The organism is Nevskia sp., from assembly GCF_051860985.1.
In the GTDB taxonomy this organism is placed as follows: domain Bacteria; phylum Pseudomonadota; class Gammaproteobacteria; order Nevskiales; family Nevskiaceae; genus Nevskia.
Genome location: NZ_JBIMKV010000005.1, coordinates 13,366 through 31,826 on the forward strand (window position 1 = coordinate 13,366; position 18,461 = coordinate 31,826).

16 protein-coding genes are annotated in these 18,461 nt (G+C 68.4%); 3 read left to right on the plus strand and 13 right to left on the minus strand.

Annotated features, from left to right (window positions below; translation table 11 throughout):
• Positions 1-71 precede the first annotated feature (71 nt).
• The 5 genes from ntrC to ACTIGJ_RS06375 form a co-directional block, all read right to left on the minus strand.
• Complete coding sequence (ntrC, locus tag ACTIGJ_RS06355; RefSeq protein WP_439639447.1) at positions 72-1,619, minus strand: nitrogen regulation protein NR(I); 1,548 nt, start codon at positions 1,617-1,619, stop codon at positions 72-74.
• A 55-nt stretch (positions 1,620-1,674) separates the two neighbouring features.
• Positions 1,675-2,772 carry a nitrogen regulation protein NR(II) gene (gene glnL / locus ACTIGJ_RS06360; RefSeq protein ID WP_439639448.1) on the minus strand — a complete coding sequence of 366 codons (1,098 nt, stop codon included), beginning with the start codon at positions 2,770-2,772 and terminating at the stop codon, positions 1,675-1,677.
• A gap of 46 nt (positions 2,773-2,818) precedes the next feature.
• Positions 2,819-3,334 (minus strand): DUF4124 domain-containing protein, encoded by a 516-nt coding sequence (locus ACTIGJ_RS06365; protein WP_439639449.1) that lies wholly within the window; start codon positions 3,332-3,334, stop codon positions 2,819-2,821.
• 224 nt (positions 3,335-3,558) lie between these two features.
• A complete protein-coding gene (glnA, locus tag ACTIGJ_RS06370; protein ID WP_439639450.1) occupies positions 3,559-4,968 on the minus strand; it encodes a glutamate--ammonia ligase in 1,410 nt (469 codons plus the stop codon).
• A 117-nt stretch (positions 4,969-5,085) separates the two neighbouring features.
• A complete protein-coding gene (locus tag ACTIGJ_RS06375) occupies positions 5,086-5,394 on the minus strand; it encodes a hypothetical protein (RefSeq protein ID WP_439639451.1) in 309 nt (102 codons plus the stop codon).
• Between the two features lie 185 nt (positions 5,395-5,579).
• On the opposite strand from ACTIGJ_RS06375, the gene glyQ reads away from it, so the two are divergent.
• From glyQ to gmhB, 3 genes are read left to right on the plus strand one after another with little or no spacing between them, the layout of a single operon-like run.
• A complete protein-coding gene (glyQ, locus tag ACTIGJ_RS06380; protein ID WP_439639452.1) occupies positions 5,580-6,482 on the plus strand; it encodes a glycine--tRNA ligase subunit alpha in 903 nt (300 codons plus the stop codon).
• A gap of 2 nt (positions 6,483-6,484) precedes the next feature.
• A complete protein-coding gene (gene glyS / locus ACTIGJ_RS06385; RefSeq protein WP_439639453.1) occupies positions 6,485-8,596 on the plus strand; it encodes a glycine--tRNA ligase subunit beta in 2,112 nt (703 codons plus the stop codon).
• Between the two features lie 36 nt (positions 8,597-8,632).
• Complete coding sequence (gene gmhB, locus ACTIGJ_RS06390; protein ID WP_439639454.1) at positions 8,633-9,184, plus strand: D-glycero-beta-D-manno-heptose 1,7-bisphosphate 7-phosphatase; 552 nt, start codon at positions 8,633-8,635, stop codon at positions 9,182-9,184.
• 19 nt (positions 9,185-9,203) lie between these two features.
• Here the strand turns inward: gmhB and ACTIGJ_RS06395 are convergent, their stop codons facing one another.
• From ACTIGJ_RS06395 to ACTIGJ_RS06430, 8 genes are all read right to left on the minus strand, one after another.
• The gene (locus tag ACTIGJ_RS06395) at positions 9,204-10,160 is read right to left on the minus strand and encodes a VWA domain-containing protein (RefSeq protein WP_439639455.1); all 957 of its coding nucleotides are present in this window, start codon (positions 10,158-10,160) and stop codon (positions 9,204-9,206) included.
• Positions 10,157-10,756, minus strand: coding sequence for a hypothetical protein (locus ACTIGJ_RS06400; protein ID WP_439639456.1), 600 nt, complete (start codon positions 10,754-10,756; stop codon positions 10,157-10,159). The genes ACTIGJ_RS06395 and ACTIGJ_RS06400 overlap by 4 nt, the downstream gene beginning before the upstream one ends.
• Entirely contained in the window at positions 10,753-11,769 is a 1,017-nt protein-coding gene (locus tag ACTIGJ_RS06405; RefSeq protein ID WP_439639457.1) for a vWA domain-containing protein, read from the minus strand. Before ACTIGJ_RS06405 ends, ACTIGJ_RS06400 begins: the two co-directional genes overlap by 4 nt.
• On the minus strand, positions 11,766-12,953 hold the full coding sequence (locus ACTIGJ_RS06410) for a hypothetical protein (RefSeq protein WP_439639458.1): 1,188 nt from the start codon (positions 12,951-12,953) through the stop codon (positions 11,766-11,768). The genes ACTIGJ_RS06405 and ACTIGJ_RS06410 overlap by 4 nt, the downstream gene beginning before the upstream one ends.
• Positions 12,950-13,837 carry a DUF58 domain-containing protein gene (locus ACTIGJ_RS06415; protein WP_439639459.1) on the minus strand — a complete coding sequence of 296 codons (888 nt, stop codon included), beginning with the start codon at positions 13,835-13,837 and terminating at the stop codon, positions 12,950-12,952. Before ACTIGJ_RS06415 ends, ACTIGJ_RS06410 begins: the two co-directional genes overlap by 4 nt.
• A gap of 16 nt (positions 13,838-13,853) precedes the next feature.
• Positions 13,854-14,873 carry an AAA family ATPase gene (locus ACTIGJ_RS06420; RefSeq protein ID WP_439639460.1) on the minus strand — a complete coding sequence of 340 codons (1,020 nt, stop codon included), beginning with the start codon at positions 14,871-14,873 and terminating at the stop codon, positions 13,854-13,856.
• 327 nt (positions 14,874-15,200) lie between these two features.
• Positions 15,201-16,661, minus strand: a complete 1,461-nt coding sequence (locus tag ACTIGJ_RS06425; protein WP_439639461.1) for a cryptochrome/photolyase family protein — start codon at positions 16,659-16,661, stop codon at positions 15,201-15,203.
• Positions 16,662-16,676: 15 nt separating this feature from the next.
• A complete protein-coding gene (locus ACTIGJ_RS06430; protein ID WP_439639462.1) occupies positions 16,677-18,455 on the minus strand; it encodes a hypothetical protein in 1,779 nt (592 codons plus the stop codon).
• Positions 18,456-18,461: the final 6 nt, after the last annotated feature.

Consider the following 18,461-nt stretch of genomic DNA (forward strand, 5'->3'; position numbering starts at 1 on the left):
GGAGTCGGCGATTCAAGCGCGCCCGGGCCCGGCCCGGCGGGGCGATCGAGAGGCTGTCGCCGCCCGGCCGCTCAGTCGTCGATGCCCAGTTCCTTGATCTTGCGGGTCAGGGTGTTGCGGCCCCAGCCCAGCCGGCGGGCGGCTTCCTGGCGCTGGCCCTTGCAGGCGGCCAGGGCCACTTCGATCAATGTGCGTTCGAACAGCGGCGAGGCATGGCCGAGCAGATCCTCGTCGCCGCTGGCGAAGCGGGCCTCGGCCCAGTGGCGCAGCGCCTCGTGCCAGTCGCCGCTGACCGGGATCGAGGCCGGTACCGGCAGCAGGGCCGCCGGCGGAGCGACCGGTGCCGACGGCTCGGCCGCAGCAGCCGTCGTGGCGGCCACCGGGCTGAGCAGCGCTGCCGGCACCTCGGCCACTGCCTTGGCGCCGCGCAGTTCCGGCGGCAGATCGGCCAGGTGCACGTCCTGGCCCGGGGCCATCACGGTGAGCCAGCGGCAGGTGTTTTCCAGCTGGCGGACGTTGCCGTGCCACTCGTAGCGCTTCAGCACGTCGAGCACTTCCGGCAGCAGCTGCTTCGGCTCGGTCTTCAGCTCGCGGGCGGCAGCATCGAGGAAATGCCGCAGCAGCAGCGGGATGTCCTCGCTGCGCTCGCGCAGCGGCGGAATGCGGATGCGGATGACGTTCAGGCGGTGATACAGATCTTCGCGGAAGCGGCCTTCCTGCACCGCGCGGTCGAGATCCTGGTGGGTGGCGGCGATGATCCGCACGTCGACGCTGATCGGGCTGACGCCGCCGACCCGGTAGAACTGGCCATCCTGCAGCACGCGCAGCAGGCGGGTCTGCAGATCGGCTGGCATGTCGCCGATTTCGTCGAGGAACAGCGAGCCGCCATCGGCCTGCTCGAAGCGGCCCTTGCGCTGCATCGCCGCGCCGGTGAACGAGCCGCGCTCGTGGCCAAAGAATTCGGATTCCAGCAGGTCCTTCGGGATCGCCGCGGTGTTGATGGCCAGGAACGGCTTCGAGGCGCGCGGCGAATTGACGTGCAGCGCCCGGGCGATCAGTTCCTTGCCGGTGCCGGACTCGCCGGTGATCAGCACGGTGATCTGGGACTGACTCAGGCGGCCGATGGCGCGGAAGACATCCTGCATCGCCGGGGCTTCACCGATGATCGCCGCGCGTGGCTCCATCGGCTTCAGGTCCGGCGCGGCGACGCGCTTCTGCGCCGCACGGCGGACCAGGCTGGCCACCGCATCGACATCGAACGGCTTGGGCAGGTATTCGAAGGCGCCGCCCTTGAACGAGGCTACGGCGGCGTCGAGGTCGGAATGCGCAGTGATGATGATCACCGGCAGGTCCGGCTTGGCGCTGTGCACGCGATCCATCAGCTCCAGGCCATCGAGGCCGGGCATGCGGATGTCGGAAATCATCACGTCCGGCAGCGTGTCGGCGGTGGCGTCCTGCAGCGCGTCGAGCAGTTCGGCAGCGCCGGGGAAGCTGTCGACGTGCATGCCTTCGCGGCTCAGCGATTTCTCCAGCACCCAGCGGATCGATTCGTCGTCGTCGACGATCCACACGCGGATCGCAGCGGAGTCGTGCAGCTTCATCGCGTTCATGGTGCCCATGGTTCTGCAGAGGCCCTCGGGTCCGGCGCTGGGGGCGGAACGGTGATCACGGTGGTCACGCGGGCAGCTCCAGCGGCAAGTAGATCGAGAAGATGGTGATGCCCGGTCGGGACTGGCATTCGATCAGGCCCCCGTGACTGTTGATCAGGTACTGAGCAATCGGCAGGCCAAGTCCGGTGCCTTCTGCGCGGGTCGTCACCATTGGATAGAAGATTTTCTCGATCATCGCCGGCGCGACGCCGCCGCCGTTGTCCTCGACGTCGATCTGCACCGCCAGCCGGTGGCGCACGCCGCCGATGGTGAACTGCCGCCGCATCCGCGTGCGCAGCGTGATCAGCGGCCGATCCGGACGCGGGCTGGCGGCGATCAGCGCCTGCAGCGCGTTGCGCGCCAGATTCAGCGTGGCCTGGATCAGCTGCTCGCGGTCGATGCGCAGCTCGGGAATCGACGGGTCGTAATCGCGCTGCACGCTCAGCAGCGCGCGGCCTTCGGCCTCGATCAGCTGGCGCACGTGCTCCAGCACTTCGTGGATGTTGACCATCTCCTTCTGCGGCAGCCGGTTCGGGCCGAGCAGTCGGTTGACCAGGTTCTGCAGGCGATCGGCTTCGCGGATGATGACCCGCGTGTATTCCAGGTGCTCGGAATCCGGGAATTCGCGTTCCAGCAGCTGGGCAGCGCCGCGGATGCCGCCGAGCGGGTTCTTGATTTCGTGCGCAAGGCCGCGGATCAGCTCGCGGCTGGCGCGGTGCTGGGCCAGCAGCTGCTCGTCGCGCGAAATGCGCAGGTGGCGATCCAGCGGCAGGATTTCCAGCACCAGGCTCGGCCCGGAGAACTGCGCCGGCGTGGCCGTGCAATCGACCGTCAGGCAGTCGTGCCCGGCGTCATCGCCAGGGCGGCGCAGTTTTAGCTCGCGCTCGATGAAGCCGGTGCCGGTCTCGATGGCGCGCTTCAGGCGCGGCAGCTGCTCGACCAGGTGCGGCACGGCCACGCTCAGCGCCAGCCCCTGGACATGCCGGCGGCTGACGCTGAACAGCGTCTCGGTCGCCGAATTCAGATAGGTGACGCGCAGAGCCGAATCCAGCGTGATGATCGCCGTGGTCAGGCCATCGAGGATGCCGGCCGGCTGAACGCGGTTCAGCACGGGTAATTTCATCCGCATGTGTCAGCAAAATGTGAGCCAAAGAGGTGCAGCAACAGCATCAGCGCAGCACCATCGGCGGCTTCACGTGCACCGTCACCGGCGTTGCCCTGGCCAGCTCGCGGCCCTTCTCGTCGACGATGGCCGCGCCGAGCTGATGCTCGCCGCGCTCCACGCGCTCGAACAGCCAGGCGGTCGAGGCGGTGGCGGTCCGGTTCTGCTGCACGCCGTCGAGGAAATACAGCAGGCCCTGGCCCGGCTGCAGGTTGGCGTCGACGCTCATGCTGACGCCGCCGCTGGCATCGCGAAGGGTGTCGTCCGCCGCTGGTGACACGATGCGGACCCGACTTTCGGCCGGCGTCGTCGCCTTGCTGTCGCCGCCGCTGGAGAGCGGCGCCGGCAGTCGCGTCTCGGACGGCGTGTAGGTTTGCAGCGGCGGCAGTTCCACCGGCTTCGCGCCGTCCTTCGGCGGCTTGTCGCCGTAGTGGGTGACGCCCTTCGCGTCGACCCAGCGATAGATGTCGGCCCGGGCCGGCAGCAGGTGCAGCAGCAGGGCAAGGGTCAGGAGCAGTCGCATCGCCGGACGATAGCGCCGCGCCGCGCGCTGCGGCAAACCGCAGGTGTCGAGCGGCGGCGACGCGCCGACTGCCTTCGCTTGGTATCGACTGCAGCCGCCGCGCCAGCAACGAAAATGCCCCCGTTTCCGGGGGCATTTCCAGCATCACCTTCGACCGGGGAAACCACGGAATCCCTCGGGATTCCGTGGTAGACCCACCGGGTACTACTCGCGCGGAGATTCGCTCAGAGCGAGTAGTACATGTCGAATTCGATCGGGTGCGTCGTCATGCGGAAGCGGGTCACTTCCTGCATCTTCAGCTCAATGTAGGCATCGATCAGATCGTTGGTGAACACGCCACCCTTGGTCAGGAACTCGCGATCCTGATCGAGCGCTTCCAGCGCCATGTCGAGACTGTGGCAGACGCGCGGGATCAGCTTGTCCTCTTCCGGCGGCAGGTGATAGAGATCCTTGTCCGAGGCTTCGCCCGGGTGGATCTTGTTCTGGATGCCGTCGAGGCCGGCCATCATCATCGCGGTGAACGCGAGATACGGGTTGGCCGAGGAGTCCGGGAAACGGACTTCGATGCGGCGGCCCTTCGGATTCGGCACGTACGGAATGCGGATCGAGGCCGAACGGTTGCGGGCCGAGTAGGCCAGCATCACCGGCGCTTCGAAGCCCGGCACCAGGCGCTTGTAGCTGTTGGTGCCCGGATTGGTGAACGCGTTCAGCGCCTTGGCGTGCTTCAGGATGCCGCCGATGTAGTACAGCGCGGTATCCGACAGGCCGCCGTAGCCGTCGCCGGCGAACAGGTTCTTGCCGTTCAGCGACAGCGACTGGTGCACGTGCATGCCCGAGCCGTTGTCGCCGACGATCGGCTTCGGCATGAAGGTCGCCGTCTTGCCGAACTGGTCGGCGACGTTCTGCACGACGTACTTCAGCTTCAGCACTTCGTCGGCCTTCTTCACCAGCGTGCCGAACTTGACGCCGATTTCGCACTGGCCGGCGGTGGCAACTTCATGGTGATGCACTTCGACTTCCATGCCGACCGCTTCCAGCGTCTCGCACATGGCGGAGCGGATGTCCTGCAGCTGGTCGACTGGCGGCACCGGGAAGTAGCCGCCCTTGATCGCCGGGCGGTGGCCGGTGTTGCCGTCCTCGTAGTCCTTGCCGGAGTTCCAGGCGGCGTTCTTCGCGTCGATGTAGACGTAGCAGCCCCAGGGGCCGGAGTCCGAACGGATCGAGTCGAAGATGAAGAATTCGTTTTCCGGACCGAAGTACGCCGTGTCGGCGATGCCGGTCGACTGCAGGTAAGCCATGCCGCGCTTGGCGACCGAACGCGGGTCGCGCTCGTAGCCCTGCATGGTGGCCGGCTCGATCACGTCGCAGCTCAGCACCAGCGTGGTTTCTTCGAAGAACGGGTCGATGAACGCGGTCGCCGGGTCCGGCATCAGGATCATGTCCGACTCGTTGATGCCCTTCCAGCCGGCGATCGAGGAGCCGTCGAACATCTTGCCGTCGACGAACAGCTGCTCGTCGATGGTGTGGGCCGGCACGCTGACGTGCTGTTCCTTGCCCTTGGTGTCGCAGAAGCGGAAGTCAACATACTTCACGCTCTTCTCGGTGATGATCTTGAGTACGTCTTTACCCGACATGGGGGTCTCCTGGGGTGATGTGGCGCTGTGCAGCGGCCATAAGTTAAGCAGCAAATATGCCAGTGGTGGGCAGCTGGAAGTGTCGCGCCCCGGCCGGGGCGCGATGGTGGCGGCCGATCAGCCGCCCTTGCAACCCTTGAGAAACGCGTCCAGCTGCTCGCCCTTGAAGCCCTCGCTGGCCGCGATCGACGCGCAGACCTTCGCGCGCTGTTCGGGGCTCACGGTGGCCGGCGCCGGCGTCGCCGCGTTGCCGAGACAGGCCTTGATGAAGCCTTCCTGCTGATCGACGGGAACGCGCTTCGCCTGCGCGAAGCACTGCTCCGGCGTTTCGCCCGCCGCCCACGCCGTGCATGACGCCGACAGCGCCAGCGATACCGCGATTGCGAGCTGTTTCATCCGGATCTCCTCCCCGACGATGGTGGTCATGGCGGCGTTCTTCGGCACCGAATCCGCCGGTGCCGGCCGCGCCGTTTTCGACGCGGCGGGAGCCTAGCACGGGCCCCGGAGGCCGCGCCGCCATTGGCTATACTCGCCGCCCGCTGCGCGAAAACCGCTGCAACGGCATCGAAAATCGACGCAAACACCGGATAGACATGAGGTTAAGGCAAGGCATGACGTTCCAGGACCTCATCTTCACGCTGCAGACCTTCTGGGCGGACAAGGGCTGCGTCATCGTCCAGCCGCTGGACATGGAAGTCGGCGCCGGCACCTTCCACCCGGCCACGTTCCTGCGCGCGATCGGCCCGGAAGCCTGGAACGCCGCCTATGTCCAGCCCAGCCGCCGCCCGACCGACGGCCGCTACGGCGAAAACCCCAACCGCCTGCAGCACTACTACCAGTTCCAGGTGCTGATGAAGCCGAGCCCGCCGGATATCCAGGATTTATACCTGGAATCCTTGAAAGCACTCGGATTCGACCTGCTGACCCACGATATCCGCTTCGTCGAGGACAACTGGGAATCGCCGACCTTGGGCGCCTGGGGCCTCGGCTGGGAAGTCTGGCTGAACGGCATGGAAGTCACGCAATTCACGTACTTTCAACAGGTTGGCGGCCTTGAATGCAAGCCGGTGGCTGGTGAGATCACCTACGGCCTCGAACGTCTGGCGATGTACATCCAGAAGGTCGAATCGGTCTATGACCTGGTCTGGTCGGACAAGGGCGGCAAGATCGTCACCTACGGCGACGTCTTCCACCAGAACGAGGTCGAGCAGAGCGCCTACAACTTCGAGCACGCCGACACGGCGGCGCTGTTCCGCCGCTTCGATGTCGCCGAAGAAGAATGCAAGCGGCTGATTTCCTTGCCGGAACCGCTGCCGCTGCCGGCCTATGAGCGGGTCTTGCAGGCCTCGCACAGCTTCAACCTGCTCGACGCCCGCTCGGCGATCAGCGTCACCGAACGGCAGGGCTACATCCTGCGGGTCCGCACCCTCGCGCGCCTGTGCGCCGAGGCGTACTACAACGCACGCGCGAAAATCGTCGGGTTTTCCCCGCTGGTTCGCGAAAAGGCTGCATGAACATGACTATTTCTGCCCCGCTGCTGATCGAGATCGGCTGCGAAGACTTGCCCGCGCGCTACGTGATGCCACTGGCCGATGCGCTCGCCGCCGGCGTCACCGGCGGCCTGAGCCGGCGCGGCGTCGCGCTTGGCGCGGCCCGCACTTTGGCGACGCCGCGCCGGATTGCCGTGCTGGTCGACGGCGTGGCCGTGCAGCAACCGGATCAGGCGATCGAACTGGTCGGCCCGGCCACTAGCGCTGCCCTGAAGGACGGCCAGCCGACACCCGCCGCGCTCGGTTTTGCCAAGAAGTGCGGCGTTGAATTCAGCGCGATCGGCGAGAAGAACGGCAAGCTGCATTACGCCAAGCTCGAAAAAGGCAAACCAACGGCGTCGCTGCTGGCCGATATCTTCGAGGAAACCCTGAAATCGATGGACGAACTGGTGCCCAAGCGCATGCGCTGGGGTTCTGGTGAAGAAACCTTCGTGCGCCCGGTGCAGTGGCTGCTGGCGCTGCTTGGTCCGGACGTGGTGCCGCTGCGCCGTTTCGGCCTGGAATCAGGCCGCCTGAGCTACGGCCACCGCTTCCACGCGCCGGCCGCGATCACCTTGGCCGAACCGTCCGCCTATGTCGAAAGCCTGAGAAACGCCAAGGTCTGGGCCGAAGTCGCGACCCGGAAAGCGGAAATCGAGCGGCAGATCAAGGCCGAAGCCGCGAAACTCGGCGGCACGGCAAGAATCGATGCCGGCCTGCTCGATGAGGTGACCGCGCTGGTCGAATGGCCGGTGGTCATTTCCGGGCGCATCGAGGAGCGCTTCCTCGAACTGCCGCCGGAAGTGATCGTGGCGACGGTGGAAACCAACCAGCGCTATTTCACCGTGTTCGACGCCGCCGGCAAGCTGCTGCCTGCCTTCATCACGATCGCCAACATCGAATCGAAGGACCCGGCGCAGATCGTCCAGGGCAACGAGCGCGTGGTCCGGCCGCGGCTCTCCGATGCACTGTTCTTCTGGCAGCAGGATTTGAAGCTGCCGTTTTCAGACGCTGCCCCGTACACCGAGAAGCTGGCTTCGGCGACCTTCCAGAAGGACCTCGGCACGGTGGCCGACAAGGCCGCCAGGATCCAGACGCTGTCGACCTTCGTGCTGGCTGAAAAGCTGGTCGAGCAAGGGGTGATCGGCGCCGCCGAACTCGATGGCGCAACCCGTGCCGCAGCCCGCGCGAAGCTCGATCTCGTGACCAAGATGGTCTACGAATTCCCTGAACTTCAAGGGCTTATGGGCGGTTACTACGCCGCCAAGGCCGGCGAATCGGCGGCGGTGGCGAAAGCGATTGCCGAGCACTACCTGCCGACACAGGCCGGCACCGCGATTCCGTCGAATGTGGAAGGCCGCATCGTCGCGCTTGCCGACAAGCTCGACACCTTGACCGGCATCTTCGCGATCGGCCAGAAGCCGACCGCCAGCAAGGACCCGTACGCGCTGCGCCGCGCCGCGCTCGGCATCCTGCGCATCCTGATCGAAGGCGCGCTGCCGCTGGATCTGCGCGACATCCTGGAAGCGGCGTTGCAGGCACAGCCGGCCGGCAAGCGCGACGCGGCCACGCTGAAGGAGCTGCTGAGCTTCGTGCAGGACCGCCATCGTGCCTGGCGGGTTGGCAGCGACATCGATGGCCGGCCGGTGACGGTCGAGATGTTCGAGGCCGTCGCCGCCCTCGGCATCACGCAACCGCTGGATTTCGAAGCCCGCTTGCGCGCCATCCATGCGTTCTGGGCGCTGCCGGAGGCCGCCAGCCTTGCCGCCGCCCACAAGCGGGTCCGCAATATCCTCAAGCAGGCAAGCGGTGTCGAGGTTTCTGGTGTCGATCCGGCGCGCTTTGCGCACGAGGCGGAAACGGCTCTGTATCGGGCGCTGCAGGCACTGCCCGGCGACAGCGATTACGCGGGGCAGTTCGCGGCGCTAGCGACGCTTCGCAGCCCGGTAGATGCCTTCTTCGACATGCGGACGGCGAGTGGCGAGCCGGTCATGGTCAACGATCCGGATGCGGCGATCCGTGCCAATCGTCTCGCCTTACTGCAGGCCCTCGATGAACGCTGCCGTTCGGTGGCCGACATCTCTCTGCTACCCGGTTGAATCGCTGAGCCACTGCGATAACGAGAGAGCCTTCCGATGAAACTCGTGATTCTGGATCGCGACGGCGTCATCAACGAGGACTCGCCGGACTACATCAAGTCGGTCGACGAGTGGCATCCGGTGCCCGGCTCGCTGGAGGCGATCACCCTGCTGTGCCAGGCCGGCGTGCGGGTGTTCGTGGCCTCGAACCAGTCCGGCATCGGCCGCGGCCTGTTCGATTTCGATGCGCTGTTCGCGATGAGCGACAAGATGCAGCGCGCGCTGGCCGAGCTGGGCGGCCGCATCGAGGGCGTGTTCTTCGCCCCCGAACATCCGGATCAGGCCAGCGAGATGCGCAAGCCGGCCCCCGGCATGCTGAAGGACCTCGCGAAGCGGCTGAATGTCAGCCTCGACGGCGTGCCCTTCGTCGGCGACTCCGGTTCGGACCTCGATGCGGCACGTGCGGCCGGTGCGCGCCCTGTTTTGGTGCTGACTGGCAATGGAGAACGCACCAAAAAGAAGCAAACGACCGACGATTACGAGGTCTTCCCGGATCTGCTGAGCTTCGCCCGCACCTATATCGAGCGCCTGCAGGCCGGCGCCGGCTGAGCGGCGGCGGCATTTTCCGTCAGCTGGCCGGTGGCGCCGGCCTTTGATCCGGCCGGAACCACCAGGCCAGCAGCAGCAGCGCCAGCAGCCCCGGAATCCAGCGCAGGTCGGTTTCGACGACCGCCGGATGGGCCAGTTCGCGGTCGTGCAGCGCGGCGTCCAGCGACTGCGTGTCGATCAGCCGCGTGTAGCCGAAGCCGACATTCTTCGCCAGCTGCTGCAGATGCGCCTCGCGCAGTTCCGACAGGTGCTCGTGGCGCGTACCGCCGGTGACGTTGGCCGCGCCGCCCCACTGCAGCACTTCGGTGGCGCGCCAGAAGCCGATGCGATGGCCGTCCGGGTCGGACTTCGGGATCGGCTGCGGCTGCAGCCCGCCGACGCCGACCACCCAGCCGCGCACCTCGCCGCGCGCGCCGTCGTAGCTGCGGATGCGTTCCGGTGGCAGTGGCGGTGCCTCGTGGCCGTCGGTCATGAAGATCACCGTCGGCAACGGTTTCAGATCGCGGACGTTGGTCATCGTCCACAGCAGGCCTTCCTGGATTTCGCTGGACCGCTCGAAGGCCATGCGGCTGTCGATGTTGTCGAGCGCGGCCAGCAGCGCGCTGTAGTTGCGGCAGACCTCGACCGGCGCCAGCAGGGTGACGATCTTGCGGCCGGCGAACACCGCCCAGCCGATCCGGGTGTCGCACTTCGGGTTCTTCAGCGCTTCGGCAACCGCATGCTTGGCGAATTGCAGGCGGCTGACGACGGTGTCGCCGATCCGGTAGTCCTCGACATTCATGCTTTGCGAAACGTCGAAGATCACCAGGTGATCGTAGGCGTCGCGGGTCACCGGCAGCTTCGGCATCCAGACTGCGGCGGCGAGCAGGGCGATCGTTGGCAGCAGCAGCCAGCCGCCGCCGCCGAGCGCATTGCCGACATAGGCAAGCACGCCGCCGCCGCGCCGGCCGTCGTCGGTCGGGCGGGTGGCGCTCACGGCAGCTCCGGCTTGTCGCCGTTCGGGCGTTCGACGGCCGGCGGCGGCGTCACCTCGACATTGCCGTCGTCGGCTTCCGGCTCCAGCCACAGCGCCCGTTCGAGGTTGTAGCGCGCTTCCCAGTGCTGCGGGTCCTCGTCGAGCACGCGCCGGTAGGCCTGCTTGCCGAGTTCGACCAGGGTCCGGCCCTTGGCCACCTGCTCGTCGCCGATCAGTCGGGCCTGCCGCAGGTGCAGGTTGCCGAGGTCGTAGCGGGCGATCAGGCGGATGTCGTCGCGCGGCGATTGCGACAGCGTTTCCAGTGCCTTCAGCGCCCGGTCGTAATCGCCGCCGCCTGAATCGTTGTGGGCCAGCGCCAGCGCGAAGGCCAGCGCCGCTTCGGGCGTGTCGAGCGTCGGCGGCGCCAGCGTCGCGGACTGACCGGCGGCCTCGCCGGCCGCTTTCACGCGCGCGGTCTCGGCGGCGAAGGCGGCCGCATCGGCGATCACCGCGTTCGCCCGCTCGGCGGCCTTGAGGCGCAGGCCCAAGGTCAGCGCGGTGCCGGCCAGCGCCAGCGACAGCAGCCCGAAGGCGAGATGGATCGGGGCGCGTGTCATCGCGAAAAGCTCCGCACGGTGGTGGCGCGATGGGCGAGCAGCGCCAGACAGGCGAGGATCGCGGTCAGGTAGAAGTACGGCGTGAAATCGCGGCGCGGAATGCGTTCCTTGTATTCCAGCGGCAGGTTCTGGGCGCGCTCGATGTCGGCCACCGCCTTCGCCACGGCATCCGGGCTCTCAGCCTCGTAGACCTTGTAGGTGGTCGGCAGGGTCTTGAAGAAGCGGTGCATCGCGACATCGGTGATCAGGCCGACCGCCTCCGGTTCCTTTTCCGAATCCAGCCTCGGCCAGTTCACCGAGCGCAGGTAGATCCAGTTCAGCGCGATGCGGTTCTGGCGCATGCCGTTGCGGATGTTCTGGCGGGTGATCTCGTCGATCTCGGCGGCGCCGTCCGACACCAGCAGGATCACCCGGCTGCCGGTGTAGGCGCGCCCCTGGAACTGCTCGATCGCCGCCATCAGGCCGCGGCCGAGATCGGTGCCGGGCAGGCCGTTGGAAATGCCGGCCGCGGTGATGCCGGCCTGGATCACCTCCGGGGACTGCGAGAACGGCGTCACCCGGAATGGCGCAGCACCGAACATCAGCAGCGAGAAGCGATCCGCCGGCCGCCGTTCGACGAACGCCGACAGCGCCTGCCGCGCGATGTTGCGCTTGCGCAGCGGGCTGTCGCGGCGGCGTTTGGGATGCGCGCCGCGCGCCAGCATCTCGTCGTCCATGCTTAGAGACGAGTCGAACAGCACGACGATCTCCGCACCGCGGCCGATCCGCTCGACTTCCCACTCCGGTCGCCCCGGCCGCGCCAGCGCCAGCACCGTGGCCAGGATCGCGATCACCGCCGCCGCCCGGCCCAAGCGCTCGACCCAGATGCCCAGGCGGTCAGTCGGCAGCCAGGCCAGCGACGGGAACGCCAGTTCCTCGCGCCGCCGGCGCAGCAGCGGCAGCGCCGCCAGCGGCAACAGCAGCAGCGCCCAGGGCATGGCGAAATCCAGCGGCAGGTTCTGCCCGTCGATCATCGTTCGTGCGCGCGCTCGATGGCCCGCAGCTCGGCGCACAGCGCGCGCAGCGACAGGCCATCCGCAGCCGGCCGGCCGCCGAAGAAGCGCGCTGCCGATTCGGCGTAGAAGCGCTCTATCGAGGCGCGTGCCGCTTCGAACTCCGGCCGCGCGCGGAACAGCAGGGCCAAGGTGCCCGGCTGGATCGCGCGGCCGGCGCTGGCATCGAAGGCCTGATGCAGCAGCCGCCAGGCTTCGTCGGACTGCACGTCGACACGGCCGAGCTGGCGGCGCGCGCGGCCGAACGGCAGCTGCGCCGACGCCCGCCATTCACGCCAGCGCCACCAGCCGAGCCACAGCGCAAGGCTGGCCGCGAGGCTGCCCAGCGCCAGATGCAGCTGATGGCGGATCGGTGCGAGGGCGACGGTCGGCGCCGGCCGGTCCGGCTGCAGCGGCAGCAGCCCGCCCTGGTTGCGGACCAGGCTCGCGGTGATTGCGCCGACCGTGATCGGCCAGTCGGCGACCTCGATGAAGACATCGGGCGTCGTGGTGCGCAGCTTCAGCTTCGGAAGACTGATGACATCGACGTCCTTCGAGGCATTGATGATCTGGTACTCCATCGCCAGCCAGCGGCTGCCGTCCGGATCGCGCTCGATGCGCGCGCTGCGGCGGCTGATCCAGACGCCGAAGCGATCCTTGCGCGGCAGCTCGGTCAGCTCCACCGGCTTGCCATCCACCGTCAGCTGCACGCGCTGGATCAGCGTGTCGCCGACCAGATAGCCGTACGGGCGCGGGTTATCGACCGGCGAGCGCACCGGCACCACCACGGCCGGCGGCGGCGGCGCGACATAGCCCTGCGTGGCAGCGGCGTCCGGCACATAGCCTTCGGCGACCGGCATCGCGTCGCTGCTGTCCGGTACTGGCGGAGCGGCCGGAGACGGCGCTGCCGCAGCCGCCGGTTCCCGCTGCGACGGTGGCGGGCCGTTCAGCGGGTTGTCGACGGTCAGCGCCTGGATGCGCGCGTCTTCCTCGGCCTTCAGCCGTGCCGCTTCGGCTTCGCGCGCGGCGCGCTTGGCCGGGCGCGGATCGAACACCGCTTCGCCCTTGAACGGTGGCTTGTAGTCGCGGTTCGGCGGCTCCTGCGCCTGTACTGGCATGCGCGGCAACGCCAGCAGCAACAGCGCGATGACGGCTGCGCGCCTCATGCGTTGGCCTCGAAGAAGTATTCGGACATCGCGTCGGCGTCGAACGCGCCCTGCACCCAGAACGGCCGCAGGCCGCGATTGGCGAAGTACGCGGCCAGCGTGGCGCGGCGTTCGGCCACCGCATCGCGCCACTGCGCGCGCAGGCGCGGCCGCAACCAGATCGCGCTGCGGGCGGCCGATTCGGCATCGCGCAGCGACGCCAGCCCGTTCAGCGGCGGCGGTTCGGTTTCGGCCGGGTCCCAGATGATCACCGGCACGATGAAGGTGCGCGACAGCGGGTCCAGCGCCGTATCGAGCTTGGCCAGCGGGAAATGGAAATCGGAAGCCAGGAACACCAGGCACTGGCGGCCGGCCAGCGCCCGCAGCGCAGCGGCGAGACCATCGACCGGATCGCCGTTGTGGCGCTCGCCGACGGCCGCCTGCACGGCCCGCTGCGGATCGTCGAGCGCGGCCGCCATCACGTGGCCGATGCCGCGGCTCATGCTGGCCGGCACCTGCAGGTCTTCGCGCTCGCGGCTGTCGAAAGCGACCATGCCGGCGGCATCGCCGACCCGGGTGGCGCTGGCGCCGATCGCCCGCGCCAGATCGGCGAGCACCGCGAGCTTGGTCCGCGCGGCGCCGAAAACCATCGACGCCGAGACATCGGCGGCCAGCCACACCGGCACGCCGACGCGCTGGCGCATCACTCGCACCAGCCAGTCGCCTCGGACATCGCGCAAGCTGGCGCGGACATCGAGGCGGCGCGGATCGGGGCGGCTGAACAGCGTGGCGTGGGTGACGAATTCCTGGCCGTTGCCGTGGCTGGTGCCGGGGTGTGAACCCGGCCGCTGGGTGCCGGCGCGAGTCGGCAGGCGGTAGTAGAAATCGGTGGCCGGGCTGCTCATCGGCGGCAGGGCGCGATCACGGCGCCGGCACCCGTTCGAGGATCTGTGCGACCAGCGCATCGGCCAGCTCTGCCCGGCGCAGTTCGTAGACCGGCGTGAAGAACACGCGGTGGACCATCGTCGACGGAAACACTGCCTGGATGTCGTCCGGTGTCAGGTAGTCCCGCCCGGCCAGCCAGGCGACGACTCGCGCCGCGCGCACCAGCGCCGACACGCCGCGCGGGCTGGCGCCGGCCAGGATCAGCCGGCGCATGTCGACGTTATCGAGCTGCACGCCGGCCGCCAGCGGGTTGCGGGTGGCTTCCCAGAGCGCGAGCACGTACTGCTCCAGCGCCGCGCTGGCACGCACCGCAGCCTGAATGCCGGCGCCGATCTCGTTGAGCTTTTCCCAGGGCAGCAGGCCGGCCGGCACCGCGTCGATCAGCCGGTCGGTGTCGTGGAAATTCGGGTTGAACGCGAGCTGGCGGCGGATCTCCGGATCCGACGGCGTGGCCATGCGCAGCTCGAACATGAAGCGGTCGCGGGCGGCGGAGGCCAGCTCGAAGGTTTCCTCGCGCTCGATCTTGTTGCGATCGGCGAACACGGTCATGTGCGGGAAGCGGTATTCGCGGTTGAAGGCGCTGACCGTGCGTTCCGCCATCGCCCGCAGCAGCAGCGACTGCACCTGCGGCCGGGCGCGGTTGATCTCGTTGAAGAAGAAGGTCACCAGCCGCTCGCCGTGACGCAGCAGCGGGCCGGGGTCGATGCGCGGCTTGCCGTGCTCGTCGACATACGTGTGGTAGATCAGGTCGCCCGGCATCAGGTCGACCGTGCCTTCGACGCGTTCGAAATCGCCGCCGATGGCGCGTGAGAAGGCTCTGAGTACCGTGGTCTTGCCGACGCCGACATCGCCTTCCAGCAGCACATGGCCACGCGCGAACAGCGCGATGTTGATCAGCCGCACGGTGGCCGGCGCGCCGATCACCGCGCGGTTCACTTCGGTCTCGATCTTCAGCGCCTGGGTGCGCCAGTCCTGCAGGTCGGAATCGGTGGTCATCGTCGCGAAGGGGCTCGTGTCGGGCCGTGCTGCGCTGCGCGCCGCGCGGAGTGGTCGTTCGATCCACGAGCCGAACGCCAGCCGGCACGGTGCGCTGACAGACAGCCGATCGACTTCGGTCGATCGGCCGACGGCACCCTCGGGCTTGCTCCTCCGGCTCGCCTGTCGCAGTCCTCCGGCGATCCGTCTGCCGGGGCCACGATCCTTATTGCTGGCTCGAACTTAGCGCAGTTCGACGGGCCGGCGCGACCGGGTCAGCACCTGTGTCGACAGGCGTTCGCTGTGTCCTTGCTGACCCGGTCGACGCGCACGGCAGCCGCGCTGGCCTCAGCCTTCGCCGCCGCCCTTGATCCGCGCGTAGGCGGCCAGTGCCCGGTCGCGCGATTCGCTTAAAGACACGATCGGCTTCGGATAGTCCCGCCCGGGCGAGAACTTCGCTGCCAGCCAGACCGAGGGCTTCGCTTCCCAGGGCGCGTGCAGGCTGGCGTCGGGCAGCTTGGCGATCTCCGGCACCCAGCGCCGCAGGTAGCGGCCTTCACCATCGAACTTCGCCGACTGCAGCACCGGATTGAAGATCCGGAAATACGGCGCGGCGTCGGCCCCGCAGCCGGCCGCCCACTGCCAGCCCAGCGAGTTCTGCGGCAGCGAGGCATCGACCAGGGTGTCCCAGAACCAGCGCGCGCCTTCCTGCCACGGAATCAGCAGGTTCTTGGTGAGAAAGCTGGCGACGATCATCCGCACCCGGTTGTGCATCCAGCCGGTGTGCCAGAGCTGGCGCATGCCGGCATCGACGATTGGCACGCCGGTGGCGCCGCGCTGCCAGGCACGCAGGTCGTCGGCGTAGTCGGCCGGCTCGCGCCACGGAAAGGCCGCGAACTTGTCGTACATCGGCCGGTCGGTGGTCGCCGGGTAATGGAACAGCAGGTGGTGCGAGAACTCGCGCCAGCCCAGTTCGCGGACGAAGTGCTCGACATTGCCGACCAGCCCCTTGGCATGGTTTTCGGCGATCAGCCGCCGGCTGCGCTGCACCAGCTGCACCGGGCCGATCTCGCCGAAATGCAGGTGCGGCGACAGGCTGGAGGTGCTGGCCGCCGCCGGCAGGTCGCGCTGATCGTGGTAGCGCGCCGCGCCATCGGCGCAGAAGGCTTCGGCCTGCGCCCAGGCGCCGGTTTCGCCCGGCGTCCAGTGTTCGTAGAAGCCGCTGTCCCAGCGGATCGTCGGCAGCAGCTTCAGCGCTTCGACCGGCAGGCTGGCCGGCATCGTCGCCGGGGCCGGAATCCGCGCCGGCGCCGGCAGCGGATCGCGCACCGCGCGGGCGCCGGCATTGCGCCAGAACGGCGTGAACACGCGGTAGGGATCACCGCCGCCGGTCTTCACTTCCCAGGGCTCGGCCAGCAGCGCGGAGTTATGGCTTTCGGCGGCGATGCCGGCTTCGCGCAGCGCCGCCTTGATGGTCTTGTCGCGGGCGACGATCGCCGGCTCGTACAGCCGGTTCCAGTGCACGGCGGTGGCGCCGGTTTCGGCAATCAGCCGGCGCAGTTCGGCCAGCGAGTCCGAACCCTGGCGGATCACCAGCGGCGCGCCGAGTTCGGCCAGCCGCGCCGCGTGGGCGCTCAGGCTGTGATGCAGCCACCAGCGGCTGGCCGCGCCGGGCGGCCAGCCGGCTTCCTCAGCCGGCGCGTGGATGTAGACCGGAATGACCCGGGCATGGGTCTGCAGGGCGTGGTGGAGGGCTGGATGGTCGGCAACGCGGAAATCGCGTCGGAACCAGACGAGGGCAGTGGTCACGGAGGAAGGGCATGGTCAGGGAGAAGTCGTGGCGCCCGGCAGGCGCGCGCCGCACTGGCCGCAGAACGCGGCGGCCGCGGCGGCCGGCGTACCGCACTGGGTGCAGAAGCGGGTGGCGGCCGCGGCCGGCGGCACCGGCGCTGTCGTCGGCGCCCCGGTCAGGGCCTGCTGCACGCCGGCGCCGAGCGCCGGATTCGCGCCCTGCGGCGGGTTGATCTTGTCGAGGATCGCCAGCCGCTGCAGGTCGGTCTGCGAGCCGGGTGCGACGATCGACGACTGGCGGACGCCGAACTCGGCCAGGTGCGCGGACAGCCGCTCGGCCTCGTGCGGCAGGCCGCGGATCGACACCAGCGCGCGGGCCAGATCCGGGCCGAAGCTCACCGAATCGACCTCGGCCACCCACAGCCGCAGGCTCATGTCCTCGACGTTGACGATGTCCTTCTGGGTCTTGACCCGGTCCTGCAGCAGCGTGCCGATCTCGGTGCGGGCGCGCTGGTAGCTGCCGTGGGTTTCCAGCCAGTAGATCCGCGAGGTGAACTCGAAGCGCCGCCACAGGCCGTTGCCGCCGCTGAAGCCGAAGCGGGCGATCAGCAGCAGCGAGCCGCCGATCAGCAGCGCGCCCCATTGCTGGCTGACGCGTGCGGCCTGCAGCAGCAGCCCGGCGCCGACCGCCGAGGCCAGCAGCGAGAAGGCATCGAGCGCCAGCAGCCAGCGGTAGCTGTCGAGCGCCAGGCAGCGGCCGAAGGTCAGCGGCTGCAGATCGTTCGGCATCGGCTGGGTTTCCTGCAGCGCGTGCCCTTCGAACTCGCCGGCCTGGCCGGCGCCCAGCTTCGGCGGCTGGCGGATGTAGACGCGGTTCGGCACCGTTTCGGTCCAGCCGCGCTGCATCTCGCGGTCGAACTCCTGGAACAGCTGGGCCGGCGGCGCGTTCATCGACAGCGTCTGCAGCTTCTGCGCCATCGCGATCTGGTTGGGCCGCACCACCTGCGCCACCGCCGCCTTCAGCAACAGGCCGGCGGCGATCAGCGCGGCGATCAGGATGGTCACCGTCACCGGCACGAACTGCACCGCGCCGCCGAGCGGCTGGGCCGACGTGGCGGCCGAGCGGCTGAGCAGGATCGGGCCGATCATCGCCGCGATCACCAGCGCGACGATCGTGCGGATCGACAGGCTGCGGCCCTTCAGCTGGCCCTGGCGCAGCGGCAGCAGCACCAGCGCATTGGCCAGCACGAAGTACAGCGCGCCGACCCAGCCGCGCACCGCCCCGGACGACACGCCGATCATCGACACCGCAAAGCACAGCAGCAGGAAGGCAAGCCCGGCGGCATTGTGGAATTCCGCGCGCGCCAGCTGCTGGGTGCGCGGCGGCGAGAACACCAGGTCGCGGACCAGCGAATACAGCACGTTGTCGAGCGCGCCGGTCGGGATCTCGTAGCGGATCGCGTTCTGGCGGATCGTTTCGCGCAGGGTCGCGGCCTGTTCGCTGCCGCCTTCGATGTCGCCCATCAGGTCGGGTGCCAGCCCGGCCGGCTGACCGCGGCCGAAGAAGAAGCGCAGCTGGCGCAGCGCGGTGATGCCGAACGACAGGCCGAAGCCGAGCAGGATCGCCGCCACGGCGATCGACATCGCTGCCGGTGCCGCATGCGCGGACGACAGCGTCTCCCGGGCGATCAGCAGCGCCACCAGCGCCAGGCCGATGCAGATCGACGCCGCGCCGAACAGGAACAGGTTTTCGATCCGGTGCGGGTTCGGAACTTCGAAGCGTGACGACGCGGGGTTGTACTCGTAGCTCACGGCGGC

Bases quoted from the DNA above. Each gene is read 5' to 3' on its own strand.
- ACTIGJ_RS06405 (WP_439639457.1), bottom strand. From the start codon at position 11,769: ATGATCGACGGGCAGAACCTGCCGCTGGATTTCGCCATGCCCTGGGCG.
- glyS (WP_439639453.1), top strand. From the start codon at position 6,485: ATGACTATTTCTGCCCCGCTGCTGATCGAGATCGGCTGCGAAGACTTG.
- ACTIGJ_RS06420 (WP_439639460.1), bottom strand. From the start codon at position 14,873: ATGACCACCGATTCCGACCTGCAGGACTGGCGCACCCAGGCGCTGAAG.
- ACTIGJ_RS06365 (WP_439639449.1), bottom strand. From the start codon at position 3,334: ATGCGACTGCTCCTGACCCTTGCCCTGCTGCTGCACCTGCTGCCGGCC.
- ACTIGJ_RS06400 (WP_439639456.1), bottom strand. From the start codon at position 10,756: ATGACACGCGCCCCGATCCATCTCGCCTTCGGGCTGCTGTCGCTGGCG.
- gmhB (WP_439639454.1), top strand. From the start codon at position 8,633: ATGAAACTCGTGATTCTGGATCGCGACGGCGTCATCAACGAGGACTCG.
- ACTIGJ_RS06375 (WP_439639451.1), bottom strand. From the start codon at position 5,394: ATGACCACCATCGTCGGGGAGGAGATCCGGATGAAACAGCTCGCAATC.
- ACTIGJ_RS06410 (WP_439639458.1), bottom strand. From the start codon at position 12,953: ATGAGGCGCGCAGCCGTCATCGCGCTGTTGCTGCTGGCGTTGCCGCGC.
- ntrC (WP_439639447.1), bottom strand. From the start codon at position 1,619: ATGGGCACCATGAACGCGATGAAGCTGCACGACTCCGCTGCGATCCGC.
- glyQ (WP_439639452.1), top strand. From the start codon at position 5,580: ATGACGTTCCAGGACCTCATCTTCACGCTGCAGACCTTCTGGGCGGAC.
- glnA (WP_439639450.1), bottom strand. From the start codon at position 4,968: ATGTCGGGTAAAGACGTACTCAAGATCATCACCGAGAAGAGCGTGAAG.
- ACTIGJ_RS06415 (WP_439639459.1), bottom strand. From the start codon at position 13,837: ATGAGCAGCCCGGCCACCGATTTCTACTACCGCCTGCCGACTCGCGCC.
- glnL (WP_439639448.1), bottom strand. From the start codon at position 2,772: ATGAAATTACCCGTGCTGAACCGCGTTCAGCCGGCCGGCATCCTCGAT.